The organism is Caulobacter sp. CCG-8 (assembly GCF_037402475.1).
Lineage (GTDB): Bacteria > Pseudomonadota > Alphaproteobacteria > Caulobacterales > Caulobacteraceae > Caulobacter.
In genome coordinates, this window is record NZ_JBBEUD010000022.1 from 64,896 (window position 1) to 87,737 (window position 22,842).

The 22,842-nt window shown below is 69.3% G+C and carries 27 protein-coding genes and 2 pseudogenes; 15 read left to right on the forward strand and 14 right to left on the reverse strand.

Annotation, left to right across the window (positions count from 1 at the left end; translation table 11 throughout):
* Positions 1-36: 36 nt before the first annotated feature.
* Together WAE60_RS19545 and WAE60_RS19550 are read right to left on the reverse strand one after the other, a co-directional pair.
* A complete protein-coding gene (locus WAE60_RS19545; protein WP_029915917.1) occupies positions 37-1,257 on the reverse strand; it encodes a DUF2336 domain-containing protein in 1,221 nt (406 codons plus the stop codon).
* A 122-nt stretch (positions 1,258-1,379) separates the two neighbouring features.
* Positions 1,380-2,861 carry a methyl-accepting chemotaxis protein gene (locus tag WAE60_RS19550; RefSeq protein ID WP_337688062.1) on the reverse strand — a complete coding sequence of 494 codons (1,482 nt, stop codon included), beginning with the start codon at positions 2,859-2,861 and terminating at the stop codon, positions 1,380-1,382.
* 145 nt (positions 2,862-3,006) lie between these two features.
* Here WAE60_RS19550 and WAE60_RS19555 point away from each other — a divergent pair, with 145 nt between their 5' ends.
* The 4 genes from WAE60_RS19555 to WAE60_RS19570 all read left to right on the forward strand — a co-directional run bounded on the left by WAE60_RS19555 (position 3,007) and on the right by WAE60_RS19570 (position 5,094).
* Positions 3,007-3,351 carry a metalloregulator ArsR/SmtB family transcription factor gene (locus WAE60_RS19555; protein ID WP_337688063.1) on the forward strand — a complete coding sequence of 115 codons (345 nt, stop codon included), beginning with the start codon at positions 3,007-3,009 and terminating at the stop codon, positions 3,349-3,351.
* A 31-nt stretch (positions 3,352-3,382) separates the two neighbouring features.
* On the forward strand, positions 3,383-3,862 hold the full coding sequence (locus WAE60_RS19560) for an SRPBCC family protein (protein WP_029915911.1): 480 nt from the start codon (positions 3,383-3,385) through the stop codon (positions 3,860-3,862).
* 23 nt (positions 3,863-3,885) lie between these two features.
* Entirely contained in the window at positions 3,886-4,560 is a 675-nt protein-coding gene (locus WAE60_RS19565; RefSeq protein WP_029915909.1) for a DNA alkylation repair protein, read from the forward strand.
* A gap of 111 nt (positions 4,561-4,671) precedes the next feature.
* Entirely contained in the window at positions 4,672-5,094 is a 423-nt protein-coding gene (locus tag WAE60_RS19570; RefSeq protein ID WP_337688066.1) for a hypothetical protein, read from the forward strand.
* Between the two features lie 99 nt (positions 5,095-5,193).
* On the opposite strand, the pseudogene WAE60_RS19575 reads toward WAE60_RS19570, so the two are convergent.
* The 7 genes and pseudogenes from WAE60_RS19575 to WAE60_RS19605 form a co-directional block, all read right to left on the reverse strand.
* Positions 5,194-5,268 (reverse strand): annotated as a pseudogene (locus WAE60_RS19575) (hypothetical protein); the annotation flags it as partial.
* A 22-nt stretch (positions 5,269-5,290) separates the two neighbouring features.
* Positions 5,291-5,731: an AprI/Inh family metalloprotease inhibitor gene (locus WAE60_RS19580; protein WP_029915905.1), complete on the reverse strand. Its 441-nt coding sequence runs from the start codon at positions 5,729-5,731 to the stop codon at positions 5,291-5,293.
* Positions 5,732-5,977: 246 nt separating this feature from the next.
* Complete coding sequence (locus WAE60_RS19585; protein WP_337688068.1) at positions 5,978-6,979, reverse strand: hypothetical protein; 1,002 nt, start codon at positions 6,977-6,979, stop codon at positions 5,978-5,980.
* On the reverse strand, positions 6,892-7,812 hold the full coding sequence (locus tag WAE60_RS19590) for a glycosyltransferase family 2 protein (RefSeq protein WP_337688069.1): 921 nt from the start codon (positions 7,810-7,812) through the stop codon (positions 6,892-6,894). Before WAE60_RS19590 ends, WAE60_RS19585 begins: the two co-directional genes overlap by 88 nt.
* Before the next feature lie 24 nt (positions 7,813-7,836).
* Positions 7,837-8,973, reverse strand: a complete 1,137-nt coding sequence (locus WAE60_RS19595; RefSeq protein ID WP_337688071.1) for a GNAT family N-acetyltransferase — start codon at positions 8,971-8,973, stop codon at positions 7,837-7,839.
* Positions 8,974-9,075: 102 nt separating this feature from the next.
* On the reverse strand, positions 9,076-9,570 hold the full coding sequence (locus WAE60_RS19600; protein WP_337688073.1) for a GAF domain-containing protein: 495 nt from the start codon (positions 9,568-9,570) through the stop codon (positions 9,076-9,078).
* Positions 9,571-9,612: 42 nt separating this feature from the next.
* A complete protein-coding gene (locus WAE60_RS19605; RefSeq protein WP_337688076.1) occupies positions 9,613-10,497 on the reverse strand; it encodes a crotonase/enoyl-CoA hydratase family protein in 885 nt (294 codons plus the stop codon).
* Between the two features lie 166 nt (positions 10,498-10,663).
* Here WAE60_RS19605 and WAE60_RS19610 point away from each other — a divergent pair, with 166 nt between their 5' ends.
* Positions 10,664-12,334, forward strand: coding sequence for a choline dehydrogenase (locus tag WAE60_RS19610; protein ID WP_337688078.1), 1,671 nt, complete (start codon positions 10,664-10,666; stop codon positions 12,332-12,334).
* 5 nt (positions 12,335-12,339) lie between these two features.
* Here the strand turns inward: WAE60_RS19610 and WAE60_RS19615 are convergent, their stop codons facing one another.
* Both WAE60_RS19615 and WAE60_RS19620 read right to left on the reverse strand, forming a co-directional pair.
* Positions 12,340-12,729, reverse strand: coding sequence for a type II toxin-antitoxin system VapC family toxin (locus WAE60_RS19615; RefSeq protein WP_337688080.1), 390 nt, complete (start codon positions 12,727-12,729; stop codon positions 12,340-12,342).
* Entirely contained in the window at positions 12,729-13,028 is a 300-nt protein-coding gene (locus WAE60_RS19620) for a type II toxin-antitoxin system VapB family antitoxin (RefSeq protein WP_337688082.1), read from the reverse strand. Before WAE60_RS19620 ends, WAE60_RS19615 begins: the two co-directional genes overlap by 1 nt.
* A 64-nt stretch (positions 13,029-13,092) precedes the next feature.
* Between WAE60_RS19620 and WAE60_RS19625 the strand changes: the two genes are divergently transcribed.
* Positions 13,093-14,631, forward strand: a complete 1,539-nt coding sequence (locus tag WAE60_RS19625) for an acyl-CoA synthetase (protein WP_337688084.1) — start codon at positions 13,093-13,095, stop codon at positions 14,629-14,631.
* Between the two features lie 8 nt (positions 14,632-14,639).
* On the opposite strand, the gene WAE60_RS19630 is transcribed toward WAE60_RS19625, so the two are convergent.
* On the reverse strand, positions 14,640-15,305 hold the full coding sequence (locus WAE60_RS19630) for a hypothetical protein (protein ID WP_337688086.1): 666 nt from the start codon (positions 15,303-15,305) through the stop codon (positions 14,640-14,642).
* 110 nt (positions 15,306-15,415) lie between these two features.
* Between WAE60_RS19630 and WAE60_RS19635 the strand changes: the two genes are divergently transcribed.
* The 6 genes from WAE60_RS19635 to WAE60_RS19660 all read left to right on the forward strand — a co-directional run bounded on the left by WAE60_RS19635 (position 15,416) and on the right by WAE60_RS19660 (position 18,263).
* Entirely contained in the window at positions 15,416-15,853 is a 438-nt protein-coding gene (locus WAE60_RS19635) for a hypothetical protein (protein ID WP_337688087.1), read from the forward strand.
* On the forward strand, positions 15,850-16,530 hold the full coding sequence (locus WAE60_RS19640; RefSeq protein ID WP_337688089.1) for an HTTM domain-containing protein: 681 nt from the start codon (positions 15,850-15,852) through the stop codon (positions 16,528-16,530). The genes WAE60_RS19635 and WAE60_RS19640 overlap by 4 nt, the downstream gene beginning before the upstream one ends.
* 100 nt (positions 16,531-16,630) lie before the next feature.
* Positions 16,631-17,080: a MaoC family dehydratase gene (locus WAE60_RS19645; protein ID WP_029915884.1), complete on the forward strand. Its 450-nt coding sequence runs from the start codon at positions 16,631-16,633 to the stop codon at positions 17,078-17,080.
* 90 nt (positions 17,081-17,170) lie between these two features.
* Positions 17,171-17,488 carry a DUF1272 domain-containing protein gene (locus WAE60_RS19650; RefSeq protein ID WP_337688091.1) on the forward strand — a complete coding sequence of 106 codons (318 nt, stop codon included), beginning with the start codon at positions 17,171-17,173 and terminating at the stop codon, positions 17,486-17,488.
* A 13-nt stretch (positions 17,489-17,501) separates the two neighbouring features.
* Positions 17,502-17,975, forward strand: coding sequence for an OsmC family protein (locus tag WAE60_RS19655; protein ID WP_337688093.1), 474 nt, complete (start codon positions 17,502-17,504; stop codon positions 17,973-17,975).
* 27 nt (positions 17,976-18,002) lie between these two features.
* The gene (locus tag WAE60_RS19660) at positions 18,003-18,263 is read left to right on the forward strand and encodes a hypothetical protein (RefSeq protein ID WP_337688095.1); all 261 of its coding nucleotides are present in this window, start codon (positions 18,003-18,005) and stop codon (positions 18,261-18,263) included.
* 90 nt (positions 18,264-18,353) lie between these two features.
* Here the strand turns inward: WAE60_RS19660 and WAE60_RS19665 are convergent.
* Both WAE60_RS19665 and WAE60_RS19670 read right to left on the reverse strand, forming a co-directional pair.
* Positions 18,354-18,535, reverse strand: a pseudogene (locus WAE60_RS19665) (CsbD family protein); the annotation flags it as partial.
* A 99-nt stretch (positions 18,536-18,634) separates the two neighbouring features.
* Positions 18,635-19,489 (reverse strand): serine protease, encoded by an 855-nt coding sequence (locus WAE60_RS19670; RefSeq protein ID WP_029915875.1) that lies wholly within the window; start codon positions 19,487-19,489, stop codon positions 18,635-18,637.
* A gap of 106 nt (positions 19,490-19,595) precedes the next feature.
* Between WAE60_RS19670 and WAE60_RS19675 the strand changes: the two genes are divergently transcribed.
* The 3 genes from WAE60_RS19675 to WAE60_RS19685 all read left to right on the forward strand — a co-directional run bounded on the left by WAE60_RS19675 (position 19,596) and on the right by WAE60_RS19685 (position 22,782).
* Positions 19,596-21,803 carry a S9 family peptidase gene (locus tag WAE60_RS19675; RefSeq protein ID WP_337688098.1) on the forward strand — a complete coding sequence of 736 codons (2,208 nt, stop codon included), beginning with the start codon at positions 19,596-19,598 and terminating at the stop codon, positions 21,801-21,803.
* On the forward strand, positions 21,800-22,351 hold the full coding sequence (locus WAE60_RS19680) for an N-acetyltransferase family protein (protein WP_337688100.1): 552 nt from the start codon (positions 21,800-21,802) through the stop codon (positions 22,349-22,351). Before WAE60_RS19675 ends, WAE60_RS19680 begins: the two co-directional genes overlap by 4 nt.
* A gap of 83 nt (positions 22,352-22,434) precedes the next feature.
* Complete coding sequence (locus WAE60_RS19685) at positions 22,435-22,782, forward strand: hypothetical protein (protein WP_337688101.1); 348 nt, start codon at positions 22,435-22,437, stop codon at positions 22,780-22,782.
* Positions 22,783-22,842: the final 60 nt, after the last annotated feature.

Consider the following 22,842-nt stretch of genomic DNA (forward strand, 5'->3'; position numbering starts at 1 on the left):
CCATAGTCGCTGAACACACTCAGCGACTATGGTCGATTAGCGTGCGAAATCTCGGGAAAGCGCCAACATGGCCGCCCGCTGGGGCACCGAATACTCGTCCACGGCGGCCTCGTCGCCCTCGCGGATGGCCTTCAGGAGCGCCGGGGTCATGGCCGATGACAGCGACCAGTTCCAGTAGCGCAGCATGGTCTGGGCGCGGTCCACGGCGATGGTGTCGAAGGCCGTCAGCACGCGCTCCAGCGCCGGCGCCACGGCGCCCGAAGCGTCGGTGTCGGGCCGGCGAAGCCCCCGCCACAAAGCCCGCACGGCGCCGCGCGGCAGGCCCGTGGCCTTGCACAGGATCGCCAGCGGCTCGCCGCCCGGATCGGTGAAGATCTTGGCCCCGGTCATCGGCTTGAGGCCCGACAGGTACGAAATCTCCTCGGCCGTTTCACGCGTCATGCCGTTCTGGGCCGCGGCGACCGCGTCCTCCAGGCTGTCGTAGGGGCTCTTGTCGATGGCGGCGCGATTTCGCTGACGCCGTTCGATGAACTGAAGCGCCTTTCGCGACAGCGGGTCCTGCCAGCCCTCGGCCGAGGCCAGGGGGAAGACGTCGCCCACGGCGTCTTGAAGAATCTCGCGCGACACGGCGAACCGCTGCAGGATCGTCCGCCGCGCCTCGGCGTCCGACCACCAGAACATCACATAGGCGTGGCTGGGCCGTAGCTCGGCGCGCTTGAGCAGCAGCGGGATCAGCTGCGGATTGTCGCGCGTGGCCGCAACGATGTTCTCCAGCCCCTGGTGGCTGAAGCGCGCCAGGTCGTTCTTCAGCAGGACCTCGGTGACCCCCGTCTCGTCCATGTCGACCAGGGCGTCGGCCACCACCTCGCTGACCCCGCGCCGCTGGGCGATCAGCCGGCGATGGTCCTGGGTGCTGTTGTAGAGGCAGCTGATCAGGTCGGCGTCGCTGAGCACGGGCGAGTGCTCCAGCAGGGCGCGGGCCACCGGCAGCTCGTCGCGCAGCAGCAGGCGGACCAGGACGCCGGGCATTTCGGTCAGGTTGGCCAGGCGGCGGGCCACCTTCTCGCGCTCGCCCACCACCGCGTCGCGCAGCATCTCGACCAGCAGGTCGGCGGTCATGGCGCGTTCGAAGGCGTTGATGCGGCTGGCGGGCAGGCAGACCACGTCGGCCAGGCGCTTGAGCAGGGCGGCGCGCGAGCGCGGCGTGGCGGCCTGCTCGGGCTCGGGACGGGCGAAGGGGGCGGCGAAATCGTTCATGGTCGTCCTGACGGCGGGCCCGTCGTGCTCAAACCTAGACCTGGACGCCCTTAACGGCGGATGAGCGGCCTAGTCTTATCCCAACTCGGCCGTTCGCCCAAAAGGCGAGCGCACCGGAGCCCTCACCACCCGCCCGGACGCGAGCGCGGCTCGATCTTCAGGGCGTTGGCGCCCTGCACGTAACGGTCGCGGAAGGCTTCGCGGCGCGGGGCGGCCGGGACTTCGCGGCGCGTCTCCTGGCGGGGGCGGTACTCGTGGATCTGGGCGCCGACCTGGAAGCCGTCCAGCAGCCGCTCCAGTTCCTCGACCTCGGCGGCCAGGGCGCCGGCGGCCGCGGCCGACTGCTCGACCATGGCGCCGTTCTGGTGGATCACCTGGCCCATCTGGTTGACCGCGGCGTTGACCTCGGCCAGGCCGCCGGCCTGCTCCTTGGACGAGGCGGCGATCTCGCCGACCAGGTCGTTGATCTCGATCACCTGGCCCAGGATCTGGTCCAGGGTCTGGCCGGTCTCGCCGACCAGCTTGACGCCCTTGTCGACCTGTTCGCTGGAGGCGCGGATCAGGCCCTTGATCTCCTTGGCGGCGTCGGCCGAGCGTTGGGCCAGGGCCCGCACTTCCTGCGCCACCACCGCGAAGCCGCGACCGGCGTCGCCGGCGCGAGCCGCCTCGACCCCGGCGTTCAGGGCCAGGAGGTTGGTCTGGAAGGCGATCTCGTCGATCACGCCGATGATCTGGGTGATCGACTGCGAGGACTTCTCGATGCCGCCCATGGCCTCGACGGCCTCGCGCACCACTTTGCCGCTCTTCTCGGCGTTGGACTTGGCGCTCTGGGTCACGCCGCGCGCCTTCTCGGCGTTGTCCGAGCTCTTGGTCACGGTGGCGGTGATCTGGTCGAGGGCGGCGGCGGTGCGCTCCAGGCCAGAGGCTTGGCGCTCGGTGCGCTGGGCCAGGTCTTCGGCCGCGGCGGCGATGTCGCCGCAGCCGGCGCGGAGGCTCTGGGCCGCGCCCAGGATGCCGGCCAGGGTCTGCTGCAGGTTGTCGACGGCGGCGTTGAAGTCGCTGGGGATCTGGCGGGCCTCGGCGGGGAAGGCGTCTTCGCGCACGCGCGCGACCAGGTCGCCCTGGGCTAGCTTCTCGACGCCCTGCCCCACGGCGTTCAGCGCGGTCAGCTGGGTGCGGGCGTAGGTTTCCAGGTCCAGGGTCCGCTTCTGCTGCTCGGCGTCGGCGGCGGCGCGCTGGGCGTCCTCGGCGGCCCGGGCCGCCTGCTCGCCGGCCAGCCTGCGCTGGACGCCGTCCAGGCCCTTGGCCAGGTCGCGGACCTGCGCGTCGTCGGTGTCGGGCGAGGCCAGCGGGCGGTCGTACTGGCCCGCGCCCAGGGCGTCGACCGAGCGGCCCAGGCCATCCAGGGCGCGACGCGTAGCGTCACTCCAAGCCAAGAGCCCGATGATCAGGGTCGCGACCAGCGTGGCCATGCCGGCCATGCTGAACGGCGAGACCAGGCCCGGTCCGCCGAACGCCGCCCAGCCCAGCTGGCCCAGGCCCGCGATCAGGCCGAGGACGACGATCAGCCTCCAACCCAGAGGCAGCCGATTGAACCCGCTCATGCTCTCGAATCTCCACGGCCCAGCAGGCCTGGACCGAGAAATGGCGGCTGAGTCCTAACGGCTCATTAACCATACCGGAGCCGCGACATTTTGGCGGGGATTGACGGCCGGCTCGATTGAATATAACCATTTAGTTATGGAACTGATGAGTTATGGAAGCCCGGCGACGCTGGACGCCACCTTCGCCGCCCTGGCCGATCCGACCCGGCGCGCCATCCTGGCGCGGCTGGCCGACGGCGAGGCCTCGGTCGGCGAACTGGCCGCGCCGTTCTCGATGAGCCAGCCGGCGATCTCCAAGCATCTGAAGGTGCTGGAGAAGGCCGGACTGGTCTCGCGGGGCCGCGACGCCCAGCGCCGTCCGGTGCGGGTCGAGGAAAAGCCCCTGGCCGAGGCCACCGCCTGGCTGGAAGCCTACCGCCGGACGCTGGAGGCCAACTTCCAGCGCCTGGACGCCCTGCTCGACGAACTGAAATCCACCCAGGGGCGCTGAAGCGCCCTCCCTGTTCAGAAGGAAACGGACCATGGCCCAAGACAAGCTGACCTTCGTCACTGCTGGCGATCGCGAGGTGGTGTTCACCCGCGCCTTCGCCGCGTCGCGCGAGATGATCTTCGACTGCCTGACCAAGCCGGAGCTGGTGAAGCGCTGGCTGCTGGGCCCGCCGGGCTGGACCATGCCGGTCTGCGAGATCGACCTGCGGGTGGGCGGCAAGTTCCGCTATGTCTGGCGCAACGAGGACGGCCGCGACATGGGCATGGCCGGCGTCTATCGCGAGATCGCCGCGCCGGAGCGGATCGTCCACAACGAGGCGTTCGACGACAACTGGACCGGCGGCGAGACCACGGTCACCTCCACCCTGAGCGAGGCCGGCGGCCGCACCATCCTGACCACCTCGGTGATCTACGCCAACGAACAGGCGCGCCAGGGCGCCCTGGTCAGCGGCATGACCGACGGCATGGAGTACGGCTACAGCCGTCTCGACGCCCTGCTCGAAACCGTCTGACCGCGGCAACAAGGGGACAGGCCATGGATCAGCGCCTCGCCGACGCCATGGCCGCCCTGCGGTCTGCGGCCACCGCCCACGACCTGGCCAATCTGAACCGGTTCGGCATCGTCGCGCCCACCGCCCTGGGGGTGTCGATGGCCAACTTGCAGAAGATCGCCAAGCGCCTGGACCGCGACCACGACCTGGCCGCCGCCCTGTGGGCCACCGGGGTCTACGAGGCGCGGATGCTGGCCTGCCTGGTCGACGACGTCGAGCAGGTGACGCCCCAGCAGATGGACGCCTGGCGGGCCGGGTTCGACAACTGGGCGATCGTCGACACCGCCTGCTTCAAACTGTTCGACCGCTCGCCCCACGCCTGGGCCAGGATCGCCGCCTGGGCCCCGTTGAACGACGAGTTCGGCCGCCGGGCCGCCTTCGCCCTGCTGGCCTGCCTGGCCCTGCACGGCAAGGACCGCGACGACCAGCCGTTCCTGGACGGCCTGGCGCTGATCGAACGCGCGGCCGGCGATGATCGGAACTTCGTCAAGAAGGCCGTGAACTGGGCGCTGCGGGCGATCGGACTGCGCGAGAGTCCGGTCCTGAAAGCCGCCGCGCTCGAGACCGCCCGCCGCCTGGCCGCCTCGCCCGAGGCCTCGGCGCGGTGGATCGGCAAGGACGCCATGCGGGCGCTGGAGAAGGCGGCGGCGCGGCCCTGATCCGGCCGTTCGCAGCCGCTCCACCGCGCTTCGAAGAAAATCCGACCCGGCGATGTCGTGCCGGGCCCTACCCAAACGTCTTTCCTTCAACAGCTCCCAAGGAGACCGTCGATGAGTGAGCTTGCCCTGCGTACCTCGCCCCAGAGCATCGGCCGGAGCGTGCTGGCCGTGATCGCCGGCTTCCTGGTCGTGGTCGTGCTGTCCACCGCCACCGACGCGGTGCTGCACGCCGCCAAGGTCTATCCGCCGCCGGAACAGGGGATGCACGATCCGCTACTGAACCTGCTGGCCCTGGCCTATCGCAGCGTCTTCACCCTGCTCGGTGGCTGGATCACCGCCAGGCTGGCGCCCAACACCCCGCTGCGCCACGCCTTCATCCTGGGCGTGCTGGGCCTGATCGCCGGTACGGCGGGGGTGATCGCCACCTGGAACCTGGGCCTGGGGCCGCACTGGTACCCGATCCTGCTGGCCGTCACCGGCCTGCCGCTGTGCTGGATCGGCGGCTGGCTGGCCGTGCGGGGGCGAGCGCGATGAGGCTCTCGCGAGGCGGATGGGGCGTGGTGGCGGAGGTCGCAGCCACGCGCCTGCCCCAGTCCGCTCCACCTGTTGTCATCCCGGAAGCGCGCAGCGCTGTCCGGGACCCAGGGGCCGGCGCACTGCGGGTTGCCCTGGGCCCCGGCTCTCCGCTCCGCTACGGCCGGGATGACAACCTCATGGAACATTGAAGACCCTACTTGCCGACGCCCACCTTCGTCGCCTTCTGCAGCAGCAGCCGCTCCCAGTCGCTGCCCTCGGTGGCCCAGACGTCGTCGTCCAGCTTGTGGAACACATAGACGCTGCGCCGCGTGGCGTCGGCCATGACGATGTCGCCGTTCTGGCCCACTCGCCAGGCGTAGAGGTCGTCCCAGCGGGGAACCGCGTCCTTGCAGGCCTTCGGCGCCACCAACTGGAAACCGCCGATCACCCCGGCCGCATTGAACCGGACCGTGCAGACGTCGGCCCCCTCCCCGTCCTTGCCGACGCTCCAGGCGCCGACATAGGCCTTCGGACCGCTGGACAGGGCGTCGTCGGCCGCCTTGGGCGGGGGCTTGGCGGGCTTGAACGGGGCGGCGTGGGCTGAAGGCGCGAAGGATACGGTCGCCAACACGGCGAGCAACAGGATCGGACGCATTGGAGCCCCTCCGTTTTCCGGATCGGACCACGCGGAGCGATGCACGCCCAGCGCGAGGCGCGCTTTTTACTCCCCTTTTCAGCCGTCATCCCGGGCCTTGTGCCCGGGACCCCTGGTTCAGTTCGCACGTGAAGCGCAAGCGGTTCGCTAGCGAACCGCCCCACTCGCACTTGCGGTGGACAGAGGGGTCCCGGGCACAAGGCCCGGGATGACGACCCATAGAAAAGCTAAGGGAAATGCGCGAGCTCACCCCCGCTCGACCAGCACCCCGGGCCGGCTCGCGTCCAGCCCGAACGTCACCGGCAAATGCCGCACGTGCGGGGTCTGCAGGTTCAGGGCCTTGGCCCCGCGCGCCACGGCCAGCTTGCCCAGAGCCGTCGGGCCGAAGCCGTCCTGGATGCGCGGCCGGGCGCCCAGCCGGCGGCGCAGCACGCCGTTGGCGTAGATGACGTTGGCCCGCATCAGGGCCGGCGGCGTCATGAACTCGATCGAGATCGAGACGTTCAGCATCGGGCCGTTCTCGATCCGGTGCGGAGCGTTCTGCCGCCAGGTGACCATGGTCCCGGGCGTCAGGTCATAGGCCTGGGCGCCCGCGTCCCAGGCGGGATCGAAGGCGAACTGCTCGGCCGTCTCCTTCAGGACGATCTTCTCCAGCGCCAGCTCGCCCACATAGGGGTCGGCGACCGGATAGACCCAGACCTTCTTCTGTCCGCGGATTTGCCACAGCGACACCAGCGGCACGTCCAGGTGATAGAAGACCTGGGCGTTGGCGCTGCTGATCAGCATGCCCAGGTCGCGCTTGAAGGTCTTCAGGCCGGGCGCGCGGGCCTCCTTCTCGGCGAAGATCTCGTCGCACAGGGCGGCGTATTCCGGGACGAAGTCGTTGGTCTTGCGCAGGTTCAGCCAGATGCGGCCGGCCTTGGCGGCCTCCAGCAGCTGGTCGCCGGTCAGGTTGCCCGCCGCGCCCTTGCGCCAGGTGGTCCAGGCCTTGGGGTCCTCCCCCATGGTGAAGACGCCCAGGTGCTCGCGCGGATACTGGTCCAGCAGGCGCGCCAGGCCCTCGTCGTCGAACATCGGCCGCTCGTGCAGGCCGTGCCGGAACACCAGGTTCTCGCGGCCGAACGCCTTGGCCTTGTCGTCGGTCCAGTCGCTGATGATGCTCACGACGCGGTCCTTCCGTAGAAGTGGATCTTGAACGGGCCCCACCACAGGGTCTTGCCCAGGCCGCGGGCGGCGCGGTCCAGCCATTCGGCGCGGTCGCCCGCCCGGGTCAGCCACTTGAAGCCGGCCACCAGGCCGAACAGAGCGCCCTGCGCCACCCCGACCGCCATCCAGCGGGCCACGCCCACGCGGTCGGGCGGGACGGCGGCGGCGCAGTGCGAGGTCGGGCCCTGGCCGTAGGCGAAGGCGCGGCGGATCGTGTAGTCCAGGCTGAGGCGATCGGGCACGGGGTCTTCCCAGACCCAGGCCGCCGGCTCCCAGGCGAAGCGCGCCCCGCCGGCTTTCATGTGGCCGAACAGCATGTCGTCCTCGCCGCCGATGTGGTTGCGCTCCACGGCGAACGGCGCGAGCGGGTCGGGCAAGGCGGCGCGGCGCAGCAGGCTGTCGCCGCAGCCGTAATAGTGGTCGATGATCCCGGCCTCGGCGGGACCCAGGCGCGAGAAGAAGCGCTCCAGATAGTCGCGATGGGCGGTGACGCCGGCCGGGGCGCGGGCCCGGACCGGGCCGAACACGACGTCGGCCTGGTAGCGCGCCTGGGCCGCCAGCAGGGCCGCCAGCCAGCCGGCCGGCGCCTCCTCGTCGTCGTCCAGGAAGGCGATCAGTTCGCCGGACGCCTTGGCCATGCCGGCGTTGCGGGCGTGGGCCACGCCGGGGCGCGGCTCGTGGACATAGTGGACCGGAAACGGCGCCTGCCCGGCCAGTTCGGCGACGGTCCCTTGCGCCGACGGCGCCTGGTCGTTGTCCACGACCACCAGCTCCAGGCCGGCGAAATCGACGCCTTCCTGGGCGCACACCGAACGGACCGCGACGGCCAGGCCGTGCGGACGCCGCTGGGTGGGGATCATGACCGTGACGCGCATGCGGACTCCAGGCTTTGGCGGAGCTTAGCCGCCTCGCCTTTGCGCTTGGTTAGCGAAGGCGTCGACCAGGCCGCGCACCCGACCGCCCAGGGTCAGCTCGACGCTGGCGATGGCTTCCATCCGCCGGCTCAGCCGCCCGACCGGCCCGGCGCCGTGCGATCCGGCCAGGGCCAGAACCCCGTCCAGCGAGCTGGCCACGCGGCCGGCCATGGTCGCGGCCGTGGCCGTGCCGTCGCCGATCCGGACCTGGCTCAGGGCGTAGGCGCCCTTGTAGTGGTCGTGGCCGGGGCCGAGGTCGTAGTGGCGCAGGCCCAACTCGGGCATGGCGGCGATGGCGCGCATGAAGAAGATCTGGCCTGCCGACCATTCGCCATAGGCCGGATTGGTCGAGGCGATCCACGGGTGGTAGACGCCGTCCAGCCGCACGCCGAAATGGCCGGCCACCAGCTGGCCGCCGGCGTAGAGGTTGATCATCAGCCCCTGGAACGGCCCGGTCTGCTTCAGGAACAGGTCCGTCAGCAGGCCGCGCACCCAGTCGGGACGCAGGAAGTCGTGGACGCCGGTGCGCTCCAGCTGCTCGCGCTTCCAGGCGATCAGCTGGTCGAAGGCTTCCTGCGAGCGGTCGGGGGCGACCAGCTCTATGGTCCCCATCTCGCGTTCCAGCTTGTTGTCCAGCCGGCGCCAGTTCTTGATCTTCTTGGGGCTGGCCGCGCGGACGGCCTCCAGATAGGCGGCCGCGTCGCCGCCCGAGGCGGCCAGGTCGATGACGTGGGCGGTCTTCTGCTCGGACCGGCCGAACACGCCGTGCGGGTCGACCAGGCCGGTGTAGCGATAGGCGGTCAGGTCGGCGGCGCGCAGCACCTCGGCGGCGTCCAGGCGGGCGTCGGCGCGCGAGACCAGGCCGTGATAGTCCGACAGCGGCGAGCCGATGGCCCGGGCCATGGCGCCGGGACGGCGATGATGCGGCAGGAAGCCCACGGTCTCGCCGTCGCGACGGATCACCGCCACCCTGGCGTCGTCGCGCACGGCGCCGACGGCCAGCGCGAAGTCGGGACCCAGCAACGGGCCGGCGAAGGCCGGCTCGGCCGCCGCCATCTCGCGCCAGGTCGCCAGGTCGGCCTGGCTCAACGTCCGCGGGTGAAGGGTCTCAACATCCAGCATCGCCGTGTCCTATCCGGTCCCGGTTAGGGAATCCTGTCGATCAGGACTGCAACACAGGCGCCACATTCGTCGGGCGGCCGACGGATCGCGCGGAGATTGCGATCAGGCGAAGGTCGCCCGCAGAATCCGCTCGATTCCGGCCTGATCGACGGTGTCGAAGGCCGCCGGCTTGTCGGAATCGACGTCGAACACCGCCAGCAAGGTCCCCGCCGCGTCGAACACCGGGACGACGATCTCGCTTTGGGACCGGCTGTCGCAGGCGATGTGTCCCGGAAAGGCGTGGACGTCCTCGACCAGCTGGGTCTGGCCCGTGGCCGCCGCCGCGCCGCAGACGCCGCGCCCGAAGGCGATGCGCAGGCAGCCCAGGGTGCCCTGGTAGGGCCCGACCACCAGCTCGCGGTCCTTCAGCGGATCGACCACGTAGAAGCCGGTCCAGAAATAGTGGTCGAAGCTGGACGCCAGCATCGAGGCCACCGTCGCCATGCGCGCGGTCAGGTTGGTCTCGCCGTCCAGCACCGAGGCGATCTCGTCGGCCACCTCGGCGTAGCGGGCGGCCTTGTCGGCGGTCAGGGTCTTGTCGTTGAAAGCTTCGGCCATGGGCGGGGATATAGCGCTTTCCAGGGCGGATGCGAGGGGCCCCTACCGGAACGGATGCTCGCCCCATTCCGGCCAGATGTCCGGCAGGTCCTTGGACACCTTGTCCGGATAGACCGGCGGGCGCTTCTCGAGGAACGAGCTGACCCCCTCCTTGGCGTCGCCGGCCGCGCCGCGCGACTGGATGGCGCGGCTGTCGGCCTTGTGGGCCTCCATCGGGTGGTCGGCGCCGGCCATGCGCCACAGCAGCTGGCGGGTCAGGGCCACCGAGACCGGGGCGGTGTTGTCGGCGATCTCGCGGGCCAGGGCCCGGGCGGCCGGCAGCAGGTCCTCCGGCGCGTGCAGCGAGCGGACGAGACCCCGGTCCAGCGCTTCCTGCGCGCCGAACACCCGGCCGGTGTAGCACCACTCCAGCGCCGTCTGCAGGCCGACCAGCCGCGGCAGGAACCAGGACGAGGCGGCCTCCGGCGTGATGCCCCGGCGGGCGAAGACGAAGCCGAATTTGGCGTCGGTCGAGGCCAGGCGGATGTCCATCGGCAGCTGCATGGTCACGCCCACCCCGACGGCCGGGCCGTTCACGGCGGCGATGATCGGCTTGAGGCTCTCGTACATCCGCAGGGTCACCCGGCCGCCGCCGTCGCGATAGACGTCGCCGACCTTGCCCTCCTCGCGCTCCAGGGCCTGGGGCGCAGTGCGGTCGAAGGTCGAGCCGCCGCCCGACAGGTCGGCCCCGGCGCAGAAGGCCCGGCCGGCGCCGGTGACGATCACCGCCCGCACCGCGTCGTCGGCGTCGGTCAGGTCGAACACCTTGATCATCTCCTTCATCATCCGGGCGGTGAAGGCGTTCAGCTTGTCCGGACGGTTCAGGGTGATGGTCGCGATCCCGTCCTCGACGGCGTAGAGCAGGGTCTCGAAGGTCGGCGCGGCCATGATGTTCTTCCTCCAGTTCAGCCGCACTCAAACACGCGTATGAACCACTCGCAACCGCTTGCGCGCCCTTCCCCAACGACACCCTTGGCGTCTTCGCCAGACCCGCGCATTGTTCGGGTGAACACCGATCACGCGGACCACACGCGGGCGGTGAAGGGAGGATCCGATGACGTCGATCATCGAGGCCGACTACATCATCGTGGGCGCCGGTTCGGCCGGCTGCGTGCTGGCGGCGCGGCTGTCGGAGGACGGCAAGCGCAAGGTGCTGCTGCTGGAAGCCGGCGGCGACGACCGGCCGACCAAGAACCCGTCCCAGTTCATGTCGAACCTGATGATCCACATCCCGGTCGGCTACGCCCAGACCCTGAAGGATCCCAAGGTCAACTGGCTGTACGCCACCGAGCCGGACCCCGGCACCGGCGGGCGCTCGCACGTCTGGCCGCGCGGCAAGGTGCTGGGCGGCTCGTCCTCGATCAATGGCCTGCTCTACATCCGCGGCCAGCAGGCCGACTATGACGGCTGGCGGCAGCTGGGCTGCGAGGGTTGGGCCTGGGACGACGTCTATCCCTATTTCCGCAAGGCCCAGCACCAGGAGCGCGGCGGCTGCGACGACTGGCACGCCACGGGCGGGCCGCTGAACGTCTCGGACGTCACCGAGACCAACCCCATCTCCGACGCCGTGGTCGAGGCCTGCGTCGAGGCCGGCATCCCGCGCAACGCCGACGTCAACGGCGCCCAGCAGGAAGGCGTGGCCTACTACCAGCTGACCGTGAAGAACGGCCAGCGCTGCTCGGCGGCGGTGGCCTATCTGCACCCGGCCATGGGGCGGCCGAACCTGCAGGTCGAGACCAACGCCCTGGGCCGCAAGGTGCTGTTCGAGGGCAAGCGCGCCGTGGGCGTCGAGTTCATCCAGAACGGCATGGTCCGCACCGCCAAGGCGCGGGCCGAGGTCATCCTGGCCGGCGGGGCGATCAATTCGCCGCAGCTGTTGCAACTGTCGGGCGTGGGTCCGGGCCAGCTGCTGGCCGAGCACGGAATCCCGGTGGTCCACGACCTGCCCGGCGTCGGCGAGAACCTGCAGGACCACTACGTGACCGGCGCCCGCTTCCGCCTGAAGGCCGGGACGGTGTCGGTCAACGAACAGAGCAAGGGCGGCCGCCTGGCGGCCGAAGCCTTGAAGTACCTCTTCCAGCGCAAGGGCTTGCTGACCCTGTCGGCGGCCCACATCGCCGCTTTCTGTAAATCTCGCCCGGATTTGGCGGAGCCGGACATCCAGTTCCACATCCTGCCGGCCACGATGGACCTGGAGAAGCTGTTCAACGAGCAGAAGATGGAGCTGGAGGGCGCGCCGGGCCTGACCATCGCGCCGTGCCAGCTGCGACCCGAGAGCCGGGGGCGCATCCGGATCAAGTCGGCCGATCCTTCGACCTATCCGGCGATCTTCGCCAACTACCTGTCCGATCCGCTGGACCAGGAGGTCACGGTGGCGGGCCTGAAATGGGCCCGCAAGATCGCCGCCCAGCCGGCCATCGCCCCGCTGATCGACCACGAGATGAACCCCGGCGCGGATTTCGCCAGCGACGCGGCCCTGCTGGAGTTCGCCCGCGCCTCGGGCTCGACGATCTATCACCCGGTCGGCACCTGCCAGATGGGCGCGGGTCCCATGGCCGTGGTCGACAGCCAGCTGCGGGTGCGGGGCCTAACCGGCCTGCGCGTGGTCGACGCCTCGGTCATGCCGCGCCTGGTCTCGGGCAACACCAACGCCCCCACCATCATGATCGCCGAAAAGGCCTCGGACATGATCCGCCAGGCCGCCAAGACGGAGATGGCCGCCTGATGCTGCTAGGCCCGCGCGTCGATCAGGTCGGTGTGGGCGAAATCGTCTCCGACGAACAGCAGCGGTGCGCCTCGAGTCTTGGCCAGGGCGTATGTGAAGGTGTCGCCGAAATTCAGCTGGGCGGAATGGCCGGTCCCCTTGCCGTAGGCGATGCGGGCGCGGATGGCGGCCCGGCCTTGGGCTTCATCGACCGGAACCAGGGTCACATCGAGCAATCCAAGCAGATCGTCGAGCTCCTCCGGAGGGATATCTCGCCCCCAGAGCACCGTGGCCGCCTCAACATAGCTGGCCACCGACAATTCCCGCGTGGTCGCCTCACTGATCCGGCCGACCAACGCCGGAGCAACAGGCTCGCCCGCAATGATGGCGATGATCGCCGACGTGTCGATCACCATCAGCGCTTGGCCTTCGCCGCTTTGTCCTTCGCCGCCAGTTCGTGGTCCAGATCATCGCCGCCGGCGTCCAACCATTCTTCCGGCGTGACCGGACGGAAGTCGCCGCCCTTCCGCATCTTGGCCGTGAACGCCATGATCCGCGCGACAAACGCCTCGGAAGTCTCGGCGCGCGCCGCCTTTTCCCGATCCAGCCGCTCCTGCAACGCTACGGTCACGGCCCGCGTCATGGTCTCGCCGGTCAGCTTGGCCAAGTCTCGCGCCAGTTGGTCGGCCTCTCGCGTCTTGATGCTCAGCGCCATATCCGGCTCCGTTTCTAGAAAGCCATTCTAGACCCGTTTTCCCATTCCGTCATCGAGGGCCCGAATGCACCCGTTCCATCACGCCCAGTCCCAACCCGAGAAGCCCGCCTATGTCATGGCGGGGTCCGGCGAGACGGTGACCTACAAGCAACTGGACGAGCGCTCGAACCAGGGGGCGCAGCTGTTCCGCTCGCTGGGGCTGAACACCGGCGACGTCATCGCCATCCTGATGGACAACCACCCCCGCTTCTTCGAGATCGCCTGGGCCGCCCAGCGCGCGGGGCTCTACTACACCTGCATCTCGACCAAGCTGACGCCGGCCGAGGCCGAGTACATCGTCAAGGACTGCGAGGCCAAGGTCCTGATCGTCAGTCCGGCGCTGGACGGCGTGGCCGACGCCCTGGCGCCGCTGGTCCCCGGCGTGCGGCTGTTCCGCGTGGGCGGCGGCAAGGCGCCTTACGAGGACTTCGAGGCGGCGCGTGACGCCATGCCGGCGACGCCGATCGCCGACGAGGCGGCGGGCAGCGACATGCTCTATTCGTCGGGCACCACCGGCCGCCCCAAGGGGGTCAAGCCGGCCTTGAGCGGCACGCCGATCGACGCGCCCAACGCCCTGCAGATGATGGCCATGGGCCTGTTCGGCTTCAGCGGCGACAGCGTCTACCTCTCGCCCGCCCCGCTCTACCACGCCGCCCCGCTGCGCTGGTGCATGACCGTGCACAAGCTGGGCGGCACGGTGATCGTGATGGAGAAGTTCGATCCGGAAACCGCCCTGGCCCTGATCGAGAAGCACAAGGTGAGCTGCGGCCAGTTCGTGCCCACCCACTTCGTGCGGATGCTGAAGCTGCCCGAACAGGTCCGCGCCAAGTACGACGTGTCGTCGATCGCCTCGGCCGTGCACGCCGCCGCCCCCTGCCCCGTGCCGGTCAAGGAGCAGATGATCGGCTGGTGGGGCCCGGTGATCTTCGAATACTACGCCGGCACCGAGGGCAACGGCTTCTGCTGGATCAATTCCGAGAACTGGCTGGCCCACAAGGGCAGCGTCGGCCAGGCGGTGCTGGGCGAACTGCGCATCTGCGACGAGGACGGCAACCCGGTTCCGCCCCGCACCGAGGGCGCGGTCTATTTCGCCAACGGCCCGGCGGTGAACTACCACAACGCCCCGGACAAGACGGCCGAGAGTTACAACCAGCACGGCTGGACCACCCTGGGCGACGTGGGCTGGGCCGACGAGGAGGGCTACCTCTACCTCACCGACCGCAAGAGCTTCATGATCATCTCGGGCGGGGTGAACATCTATCCGCAGGAGATCGAGAACCTGCTGATCACCCACCCCAAGGTGGCCGACGCCGCCGTGGTGGGCGCGCCGCACGAGGAGATGGGCGAGCAGGTGGTGGCCGTGATCCAGCCGCTGGACGCCTCGGTGGACCAGGCCGCCCTGGCCGAGGAGCTGATGGCCTTCGCCCGCGCCAACCTCAGCCACGTCAAATCGCCCAAGCGCATCGACTTCATGGCCGAATTGCCCCGCCATCCGACCGGCAAGCTCTACAAGCGCCTGATCCGCGACGCCTACTGGGGCAAGAGCGAGAGCCGGATCGTCTAGGTGACGGCCTACCAGTCCGAAAGCTTGAAGCGCTCAGGATCGGACTGGTCCACCGGCAACCCCAAGGCCTTGGCCACCGCGAGGGGATCGGGGTCGTAACGCTTGCGTGTCGTCCAGGTCTCCGGGCCGCTGAAATGGTCACCGCGCCAGCGGTAGATCCTCACGCGGTAGCGGTGCGGATCATAGTGAGCCTCGTCGCCCCAGATCGCGGTCCAAAGCGCCAGTCCCAGACCGCGTCCGCGCCCCAGGTCGCCCACGTGGAAGCCGTCCATGTTCGAGTGGGTCAGGCGCCGAGGCGCCAGCGCGAACACACCATCGTGGTCATAGCCCAGGAGAACGTGCTCGAAGCCGATGCTCGAGCCTCCGGGGCTCATGGTCGTCGACATCACGAGGGATTGGTCGCCGAGCTTGATAGGCGTGAAATGCGTTTCCAGAGCCCCGTCGAACACCTGCTCGTACAGAATTCGGCAGTCGGCCGCGTAGATCACCACGCGCGAGGATTCGTAGCCCAGAGGCCCCTCGCCCCGGCGCGAGACGGAATAGGCTTCCAGAGGCCCGGCCGTTCCCCGTTTCAGCACCTGACGTTCGACAACTAGGTCAGCGGGATCGACCGGCAAACAGGAGGCGGTCGGCGTGGACACGGTCAAGGCGGCGGCGAGAAGGAGCGCGAACATCGAAAGGTCCGGGGACGAAGGGCGGCCCCATCTCAGGAGTGGACAGCCGAGTCTGCAACAGGGAAGCGTTAGCCTGTCGTAGATTCGTCCTCGTCCACGCGGGAGGGACCATGCTCAATCCCCTCCGCCTTCTCCTGCCGGCCCTGATCCCGTCGTGGAACTTCTTCGACGTGATCGCGCCGTCGCCGCGCGTCGAGTACGCCCTGACTTCGGCCAAGGACGAGGCGGCCAGCGACTGGCGCGAGTTTCGGCCTCGCCCTGAGCGGATTTCGGTCACGACCATGTTGGGTCGCCTCGTCTGGAACCCGCGCTGGAACCAGACCCTGTTCGTCGTCGCGTGCGCCGAGCGGCTGGTCGACGATCCCACCGACCACAGCCAGGACGAGCTCTTCAAGCGCATCGCGGCCGACCTGCCGCCAGGGGGCCGAGACGACGCGGCCCCGTGGCTGTCGTTCCGCCTGGTCTTCCTCAGTCGTCAGGGCGAGGCGATCGAGCGCGAGGTGCTGTTCCAGTCCGCGCCTCGGCGCCTGGCGGACATCGCCCGATGACCCTGGAAGCCGCCGCCCGCCTGACCGAGATCCTGCTGGCCCTGGCCTTGATCCAGCAGGGTCTGGAGCACCTGCGCGGCTTCCGCGACGAGCGCGTGCTGTTCGGAGGCCGGATCGTCCTGTGCCTGTTGCTGGCCTTCGGCGTCGCCTCGCCCTGGCCGCTGGTCGGGCTGGCGGTCCTGTCGCTGCTGATCCTCCACCGCTTCCAGGGGCCCTACAACGGCGGCAGCGACCGCATGGGCCTGCTGGCGCTGTGGTGCCTGACGCTGTCGCGCCTCCTGCCCATGCCGCAGTGGAAGGAGCTGGCCTTCGGCTATCTCGGCGTCCAGCTGGTGCTGTCCTACTTCATCGCCGGCGGGGTGAAGATCGTGAACCCCGACTGGCGCAGCGGCCGCGCCCTGCGCGACGTGTTCCGGTTCTCGGCCTATCCGGTCAGCGAGGCCCTGCGGCGCTGGTCCGACCGGCCGCGCGTGCTGCTCGTCATGTCCTGGGCGGTGATCCTGTTCGAGCTGGCCTTTCCGCTGACCCTGCTGTCGCGCCCGACGCTGATCGCCGGCCTGGCCGTGGCCGCCGCCTTCCACCTGGCCAACGCCTGCTTGTTCGGCCTCAACCGCTTCTTCTGGACCTGGCTGGCGGTCTATCCGGCGATCCTGTGGCTGCAGGCGCGGCTGTTCTGACCGCCAAGCCCGGCCGGACGCAGGGGACGGCTTGCCCGCGAGGCCCGCTCGTGCGACCAACCAAACAACTGTTTACAAGAACGCTCGGGAGCAAAACGCCATGAAGCAAGTCGCCTATGCCGACCTCGCCAGCCTGGTCGGCCAGGAGATCGGGGTCTCCGACTGGGTCGAGGTCAGCCAGGAGCGGGTCAACCTGTTCGCCGAGGCCACCGGCGACCACCAGTGGATCCACGTCGACGTCGAGCGCGCGACCAAGGAGATCGGCGGGCCGATCGCCCACGGCTACCTGACGCTGTCGCTGATCCCGATGCTGGGCGCCGACATCCTGCGGGTGACCGGCGTGACGCGCGGCATCAACTACGGCTGCGACAAGGTGCGGTTCACCGGCATGGTCCGCGTCGGCAAGAAGGTGCGCATGCGCCAGAAGCTGGTGTCGGTCGAGCCCAAGGCCGGCGGCCTGCAGCTGAAGAACGAATGCACCATCGAGATCGAGGGCGAGGAGCGTCCCGCCTGCGTGGCCGAGACGATCTCGATCCTCTACGGGGCCTGATCCGGCCCTTCGGCCGAAAACGAGGCTTCTTCGTCATTTCCCCTGGCGGCCGTTCGCGATAGCGGGCGGAACCACCGCCAGGGGATTTGCATGCTCGAGCTTCGACCCAATTGCGAACTCTGCGACCGCAACCTGCCGCCCGACGCGCCGGACGCGCGGATCTGCAGCTACGAATGCACCTATTGCGCCGACTGCGCGGACCGGGTGCTGCGGAACGTCTGCCCCACCTGCGGCGGCGGCCTGACGGCGCGGCCGATCCGCCCCCGGCGAGCCTATCGCGCGCCGGACATTTCACTCGGTTTGGGCTTCCACCCCGCCGGCCAATCCCGCAAACACAGCCGCTGGAACCGCGACGAGGTCGCCGCCATGACCGCGCGGCTCCAGGACGTCCCGCCCCAAGACCGCTGAAGGAGCACCGCCCATGGCCAAGCAGCACGACTACACCTGCCTGATCGAATGGACCGGCGACCGGGGCGACGGCACGCGGACCTATCGCGGCTATGACCGCACCTGGAACATCGCCACGCCCGGCAAGCCGGTGGTCAACTGCAGCAACGACCCGCTGCTGGGCGGCGACCCGACGCTGCACAATCCCGAGGACCTGCTGCTGTCGTCGCTGAGCGCCTGCCACATGCTGTGGTACCTGCACCTGGCCTCGAACGCCGGGATCGTGGTGAAGGGCTACAAGGACCAGCCGATCGGCGTGGGCGAGAGCACGCCCGACGGCGCGGGCCGCTTCCTGCGGGCGACGCTGAAGCCCCACATCCTGGTCGAGCGCGGCGCGGACCTGGCCAAGGCCGACGCCGTCCATCACGAGATCCACAAGGTCTGCTTCATCGCCCGCTCTGTGAACTTCCCGGTAGACTACGCGGCGACCTACGAAGAGGTCGACTGACCGGAGGGCCGCCTGCTAGCAGACCGCATGATCTGGAGACTCGTGCTTACGACGCTGGGCGTCCTGTTCTGGCTGCTCCCGCTGATCGGCGGCGCCGGTCGCGCGCGAACCTACGGACTTGATGGCGACCAACTGGCCTTGGTGATCATCCCCGCGGCGATGATGATCCTGACCGTCGGCCTGGGCGCCGCGCCCCGCCGCCTCGTCCAGCCCGCGATGGCCCTGGGTTCAGTCCTGGCCGTGTGCGCCGCCGTGGGGTGGATGGCGCTCTGGGGCGCTAGCGTCTGATCGCTCCGTCCAGCGCGGACAGGGCCTGAAAAGAAGAAGGCCGCGGGATCGCTCCCGCGGCCTCTTCAGTTGGGTCGATTGGACCAAGCCTAGTGCTTGATCGCGTCGCCGATCTTGTCCTGGGCCTGGCCGACCTTGTTCTGGACGTCGCCCTTGGCCTTCTGGGCCGCGCCCTCGGCTTCGAGACGTTCGTTGTCGGTCAGCTTGCCGGCGGCTTCCTTGACCGCGCCGAGACCCTTGTCGACGGCGCCTTCCACACGATTGGTGCTCATGACTTCGCTCCTGCTGGATTTGAACTCCCGCTAGAAACGGGGGGCCGGGAGCGAAGGTTCCTGTGTCGCCTATCCTACAGTGAGATGGCCTACCGAGCCCTACCGGGACACGGCCATCTCGGTGGCCGACACCGCCGCGCCGGCCTGGGTCGCCGCCTGGGTGGACGCCCCGGTCGGCGTGGCGGGCTTGGCCTGTATCAGAGGCGCGCCCGCCGTCTTGTCCAGCTGGGCGACCGTCTCGCGGATGTACTTGGCGTGGGTGACGATGCCGATCTCCAGGCGCTCGCCCGAAAGCTCGACCTGCTGGGTCAGCATGCCGGCCACGAACTGCACCTCCTGGCTCTCGGTCGAGCCCGGCCGGCGGCGCGCGCCCTCGGCCATGAACACTGGCCCGCCCGAATTGCCGGGGAACACCGAGAAGTCCATCAGGAAGGTCGGGAACACGCTGGCCGGGGCCAGCGGGTACGACGCCACCCGGCCCGACCGCAGGATCGGGAAGCCGGCCGGATTGGCCGACAGGCCGCGCGGGAAGCCCAGGGCCATCATCTCGTCGCCCGGGCCCAGGCCGTACTTGTTGAAGGTGTCGTCCTGGGCCAGCCAGGCCAGGGGGATCGCCGCCTTGGCGAACTCCGGCGGGGCCTCGACCTCGATGGCGGCGACATCGCGGGTGGGATGCTTGACCCATAGCGGGTGGTCGCCGTCGCGGATCTTCAGGGTGTGGGGGTCATAGCGCCAGACGCCGTCGGCGCTCTGGATGCGATAGCCGATCTTGGCCGAGACGCCCGGCATCTTGTCGAAGACGTGGCCGGCGGTGACCAGGATGGTGCGGGGGCGGCCGTCGGGAGTCGGGTCCTCGATCAGGAAGCCGGTGCCGACGGTGCGTGACCCGTCGCCCAGCGGCTGTTCCAGCTGCACGGTCGCCTGGATCAAATCGACCGACAGGTCCCAAGCCATCTAAGCCCTCACGCCCCCGGATTCACTCTACACGCGGGTCAGTTTGACCAGCGCCCTCTAGGCGCACAAGTTGGCGTTCTGACGCATCTCGGGGGAAAAACTGACCATGAACCGGCGCAAAATGATGACGAGCGCGGCGGCGGTCATTACGTCGGTGTCGGCAATCCGCCCCGAGAACGCCCTATCCGAGAGCATGATGCCTGAGTCGCCCAAGCCCGTCCCACCCGCCGCCCAGAAGATTCCCAAGCGCACCGAGCAGTTGGGCCGTGTCCGGGTCGACGACTACGCCTGGATGAAGGACGACAACTGGCAGAAGGTCCTGCGCGACCCGACCCTGATCAAGGCCGAGGTCAAGGACCACCTGACCGCCGAGAACGCCTATGTGAAGGCCATGCTGGCTTCGACCGAAGCGCTGCAGGCGGCGATGTTCGAGGAGATGAAGGGCCGCATCAAGGAGGACGACGCCTCCGTCCCCGCCCCCGACGGTCCCTGGGAGTACTATTCGCGCTTCAACATCGGCGGCCAGCACCCGATCTTCGCCCGTCGGCCGAAGGGCCAAGGGGGCGAGAAGACCGAGGGCGAGGAGATTCTGCTGGACTGCGACGCCCTGGCCAAGGGCAAGGCCTACAGCCAGGTCAGCGCCGCCGACCACAGCCCCGACCACAGGCTGTTCGCCTATGCCGAGGACGCGCAAGGGTCGGAAGTCCACCACATCTATGTGAAGGACCTGGCCACCGGCGAGGTCCTGAAGGAGCCCGTCGAGAGCAGCACCGGCGACTTCGCCTGGTCGCCGGACTCCAAATGGCTGTTCTGGACCCACCGCGACGACAACGGCCGTTCCGACAAGATCTACCGCCGCCCTGCCCGCGGCGGGCTGAAGGACGACGTCCTGGTCTATGACGAGCCCGACGACGGCTTCTTCGTCAGCGTGGGCACGACCAGCTCGGACGCCTTCATCACCATCAGCGCCGGCGACCACGAGACGTCCGAGACCCTGCTGATCCCGGCCGCCGACCCGACCGCCGCGCCCAAGGTGGTCGAGCCGCGCACCGTGGGCCTGCGCTATTCGGTCGAGCACTGGGACGGCCGGTTCGTCATCCTGACCAACGCCGACGAGGCCATCGACTTCAAGCTGGTCGAGGCCCCGGTCGCCACGCCGGGCCGCGCCCACTGGAAGGACTTCGTCCCGCACAAGCCGGGCCATTTCATCACGGGACTGGCCGCCTACAAGGACCACCTGGTCCGCGTCGAGCGGGTCAACGCCAACACCCGCATCGTCATCACCGACCGGGCCAGCAAGGCCGAGAAGCCGATCGTCATCGACGAGGAGGCCTATGTCCTGAGCCTGGAGGGCGGCTACGAGTTCGACACCCCGGTGATGCGCTATGTCTACCAGTCGCCGACCACGCCCCGGCAGTGGTTCGACTACGACATGGCCACGGGCCAGAAGACCCTGCGCAAGACCCAGGAGATTCCTTCCGGCCACGACCCGGCCCAGTACGTGACCAGGCGGCTCTACGCCAAGGCCCCGGACGGCGCCGAAGTGCCGATCACCGTGCTGATGAAGAAGGGCGTGGCCCTGGACGGCAAGGCGCCTCTGCTGCTGTACGGCTACGGCAGCTACGGCATGTCAATGGACCCGTCGTTCTCGATCCGCAACCTCAGCCTGGTGGACCGCGGCTGGATCTGGGCCACGGCTCACATCCGCGGCGGCTCGGAAAAGGGCTACGGCTGGTTCCTGGACGGCCGCAAGTTCAAGAAGAAGAACACCTTCACCGACTTCATCGCCTGCGCCGAGCACCTGCACGGCGCCGGCTACGGGGCCAAGGGCCGCACCGTGGCCTATGGCGGCTCGGCCGGCGGCATGCTGATGGGGGCGATCACCAACCTGCGGCCCGACCTGTGGTCCGGCATCATCGGAGCGGTGCCGTTCGTCGACGTGCTCAACACCATGAGCGACACCAGCCTGCCCCTCACCCCGCCGGAATGGCCCGAATGGGGCAATCCGCTGGAGGACAAGGAGGCCTACGACTACATCGCCAGCTACTCGCCCTACGACAACGTGGCCGCCAAGCCCTATCCGGCCGTGCTGGCCACCGGCGGCCTGTCGGACCCGCGCGTCACCTATTGGGAACCCGAGAAGTGGACCGCCCGGCTGCGCGAACATACGACCAGCGGCGCCCCGATCCTGCTCAAGATCAACATGGAAGCCGGCCACGGCGGCGCCTCGGGCCGGTTCGACTTCCTCAAGGAGATCGCCCTGGACTATGCGTTCGCCGTCTGGGCGGTCGAGAAGGGTTGGACCAAGGCGTGAGCGTGAAGATTCGTCCCTCGACGGACGCCGACCTGGCGGCCATCACCGCCATCTACGGCTGGAACGTGCTGAACGGCCTGGGCACCTTCGAGGAGGTCCCGCCGGACCAGGCCGAGATGGGCCGCCGCCGCGGGGCCTTCCTGGCCAAGGGCCTGCCCTATCTGGTCGCCGAAGAGGACGGCGTGGTGCTGGGCTACGCCTATGCCGGCCCGTTCCGCCTGCGGGCCGCCTATCGCTACACGGTCGAGGACAGCGTCTATATCGGCCCCGACGCCGTGGGCAAGGGCGTGGGCAAGGCCCTGCTGTCGGCCTTGATCGCGGCCTGCGAGGGCCTGGGCCTGCGCCAGATGTGCGCGGTGATCGGCGACAGCGGCAACGCCGCCTCGATCGGCCTGCACGCCGCCCTCGGCTTCGAGCGGAAGGGCGTCTTCCCCGACATGGGCTACAAGTTCGGCCGCTGGGTGGACCTGGTCTGGATGCAACGCCCCCTGAACGGCGGCGGCGCGCGCGAGCCGGACGCGCCGGGCATGGAGCTGAGCGGGGTTTAGACTAGCGAACCCCTCTCTCTTTGAGAGAGGGGTTTGGTGGGCCGGGCCTGGACGCCCCACACCGAACTCCCTACCCTGGCGCCATGCGCGGCCTTCGCACTCTCCTGCTGATCCTCGTCGCGGCGGTCTTCGTCATCGGCGGGCCGCTGCGCGCCCTGCCCTGCCACGCCGAACCGACCGCGCCGCCGCCGTGCCACGAGATGACCGGCGACATGGCGGACATGGCCCACGACAAGGCCCCGGTCCACAAGGGCCGTCCCGACGCCATGCCGCTGAGCTGCTGCGCCGGCTGCCTGCCCGCCTCGGTCCGCGACGCCGCGCCCGTGCTCGCCCCGGGCGCCGTCGTCCGCATCGCCTTCACGCCGCTGCGCCAGGCCTTCGCCGGCCTGAGCCCCGCGCCCGACCACGGGCCTCCCAGACCCCTCGCCTGAAGCCTTCCGCGCGGTCGCCGCGCGGGTCACTCTCCTTCTCGCTTCAGAAAGGTCGGTCCC

Excerpts from the sequence above, each read along its gene's own strand:
- WAE60_RS19560 (WP_029915911.1), top strand. The coding sequence starts at position 3,383 with ATGGCCCAAGACAAGCTGACCTTCGTCACTGCTGGCGATCGCGAGGTG.
- WAE60_RS19580 (WP_029915905.1), bottom strand. The coding sequence starts at position 5,731 with ATGCGTCCGATCCTGTTGCTCGCCGTGTTGGCGACCGTATCCTTCGCG.
- WAE60_RS19610 (WP_337688078.1), top strand. The coding sequence starts at position 10,664 with ATGACGTCGATCATCGAGGCCGACTACATCATCGTGGGCGCCGGTTCG.
- WAE60_RS19550 (WP_337688062.1), bottom strand. The coding sequence starts at position 2,861 with ATGAGCGGGTTCAATCGGCTGCCTCTGGGTTGGAGGCTGATCGTCGTC.
- WAE60_RS19635 (WP_337688087.1), top strand. The coding sequence starts at position 15,416 with ATGCTCAATCCCCTCCGCCTTCTCCTGCCGGCCCTGATCCCGTCGTGG.
- WAE60_RS19650 (WP_337688091.1), top strand. The coding sequence starts at position 17,171 with ATGCTCGAGCTTCGACCCAATTGCGAACTCTGCGACCGCAACCTGCCG.
- WAE60_RS19630 (WP_337688086.1), bottom strand. The coding sequence starts at position 15,305 with ATGTTCGCGCTCCTTCTCGCCGCCGCCTTGACCGTGTCCACGCCGACC.
- WAE60_RS19675 (WP_337688098.1), top strand. The coding sequence starts at position 19,596 with ATGAACCGGCGCAAAATGATGACGAGCGCGGCGGCGGTCATTACGTCG.
- WAE60_RS19595 (WP_337688071.1), bottom strand. The coding sequence starts at position 8,973 with ATGCTGGATGTTGAGACCCTTCACCCGCGGACGTTGAGCCAGGCCGAC.
- WAE60_RS19600 (WP_337688073.1), bottom strand. The coding sequence starts at position 9,570 with ATGGCCGAAGCTTTCAACGACAAGACCCTGACCGCCGACAAGGCCGCC.
- WAE60_RS19640 (WP_337688089.1), top strand. The coding sequence starts at position 15,850 with ATGACCCTGGAAGCCGCCGCCCGCCTGACCGAGATCCTGCTGGCCCTG.
- WAE60_RS19585 (WP_337688068.1), bottom strand. The coding sequence starts at position 6,979 with ATGGCTGGACCGCGCCGCCCGCGGCCTGGGCAAGACCCTGTGGTGGGG.
- WAE60_RS19590 (WP_337688069.1), bottom strand. The coding sequence starts at position 7,812 with ATGCGCGTCACGGTCATGATCCCCACCCAGCGGCGTCCGCACGGCCTG.
- WAE60_RS19655 (WP_337688093.1), top strand. The coding sequence starts at position 17,502 with ATGGCCAAGCAGCACGACTACACCTGCCTGATCGAATGGACCGGCGAC.
- WAE60_RS19615 (WP_337688080.1), bottom strand. The coding sequence starts at position 12,729 with ATGGTGATCGACACGTCGGCGATCATCGCCATCATTGCGGGCGAGCCT.
- WAE60_RS19660 (WP_337688095.1), top strand. The coding sequence starts at position 18,003 with ATGATCTGGAGACTCGTGCTTACGACGCTGGGCGTCCTGTTCTGGCTG.
- WAE60_RS19605 (WP_337688076.1), bottom strand. The coding sequence starts at position 10,497 with ATGGCCGCGCCGACCTTCGAGACCCTGCTCTACGCCGTCGAGGACGGG.
- WAE60_RS19685 (WP_337688101.1), top strand. The coding sequence starts at position 22,435 with ATGCGCGGCCTTCGCACTCTCCTGCTGATCCTCGTCGCGGCGGTCTTC.
- WAE60_RS19555 (WP_337688063.1), top strand. The coding sequence starts at position 3,007 with ATGAGTTATGGAAGCCCGGCGACGCTGGACGCCACCTTCGCCGCCCTG.
- WAE60_RS19645 (WP_029915884.1), top strand. The coding sequence starts at position 16,631 with ATGAAGCAAGTCGCCTATGCCGACCTCGCCAGCCTGGTCGGCCAGGAG.
- WAE60_RS19670 (WP_029915875.1), bottom strand. The coding sequence starts at position 19,489 with ATGGCTTGGGACCTGTCGGTCGATTTGATCCAGGCGACCGTGCAGCTG.
- WAE60_RS19570 (WP_337688066.1), top strand. The coding sequence starts at position 4,672 with ATGAGTGAGCTTGCCCTGCGTACCTCGCCCCAGAGCATCGGCCGGAGC.
- WAE60_RS19625 (WP_337688084.1), top strand. The coding sequence starts at position 13,093 with ATGCACCCGTTCCATCACGCCCAGTCCCAACCCGAGAAGCCCGCCTAT.
- WAE60_RS19620 (WP_337688082.1), bottom strand. The coding sequence starts at position 13,028 with ATGGCGCTGAGCATCAAGACGCGAGAGGCCGACCAACTGGCGCGAGAC.
- WAE60_RS19545 (WP_029915917.1), bottom strand. The coding sequence starts at position 1,257 with ATGAACGATTTCGCCGCCCCCTTCGCCCGTCCCGAGCCCGAGCAGGCC.
- WAE60_RS19565 (WP_029915909.1), top strand. The coding sequence starts at position 3,886 with ATGGATCAGCGCCTCGCCGACGCCATGGCCGCCCTGCGGTCTGCGGCC.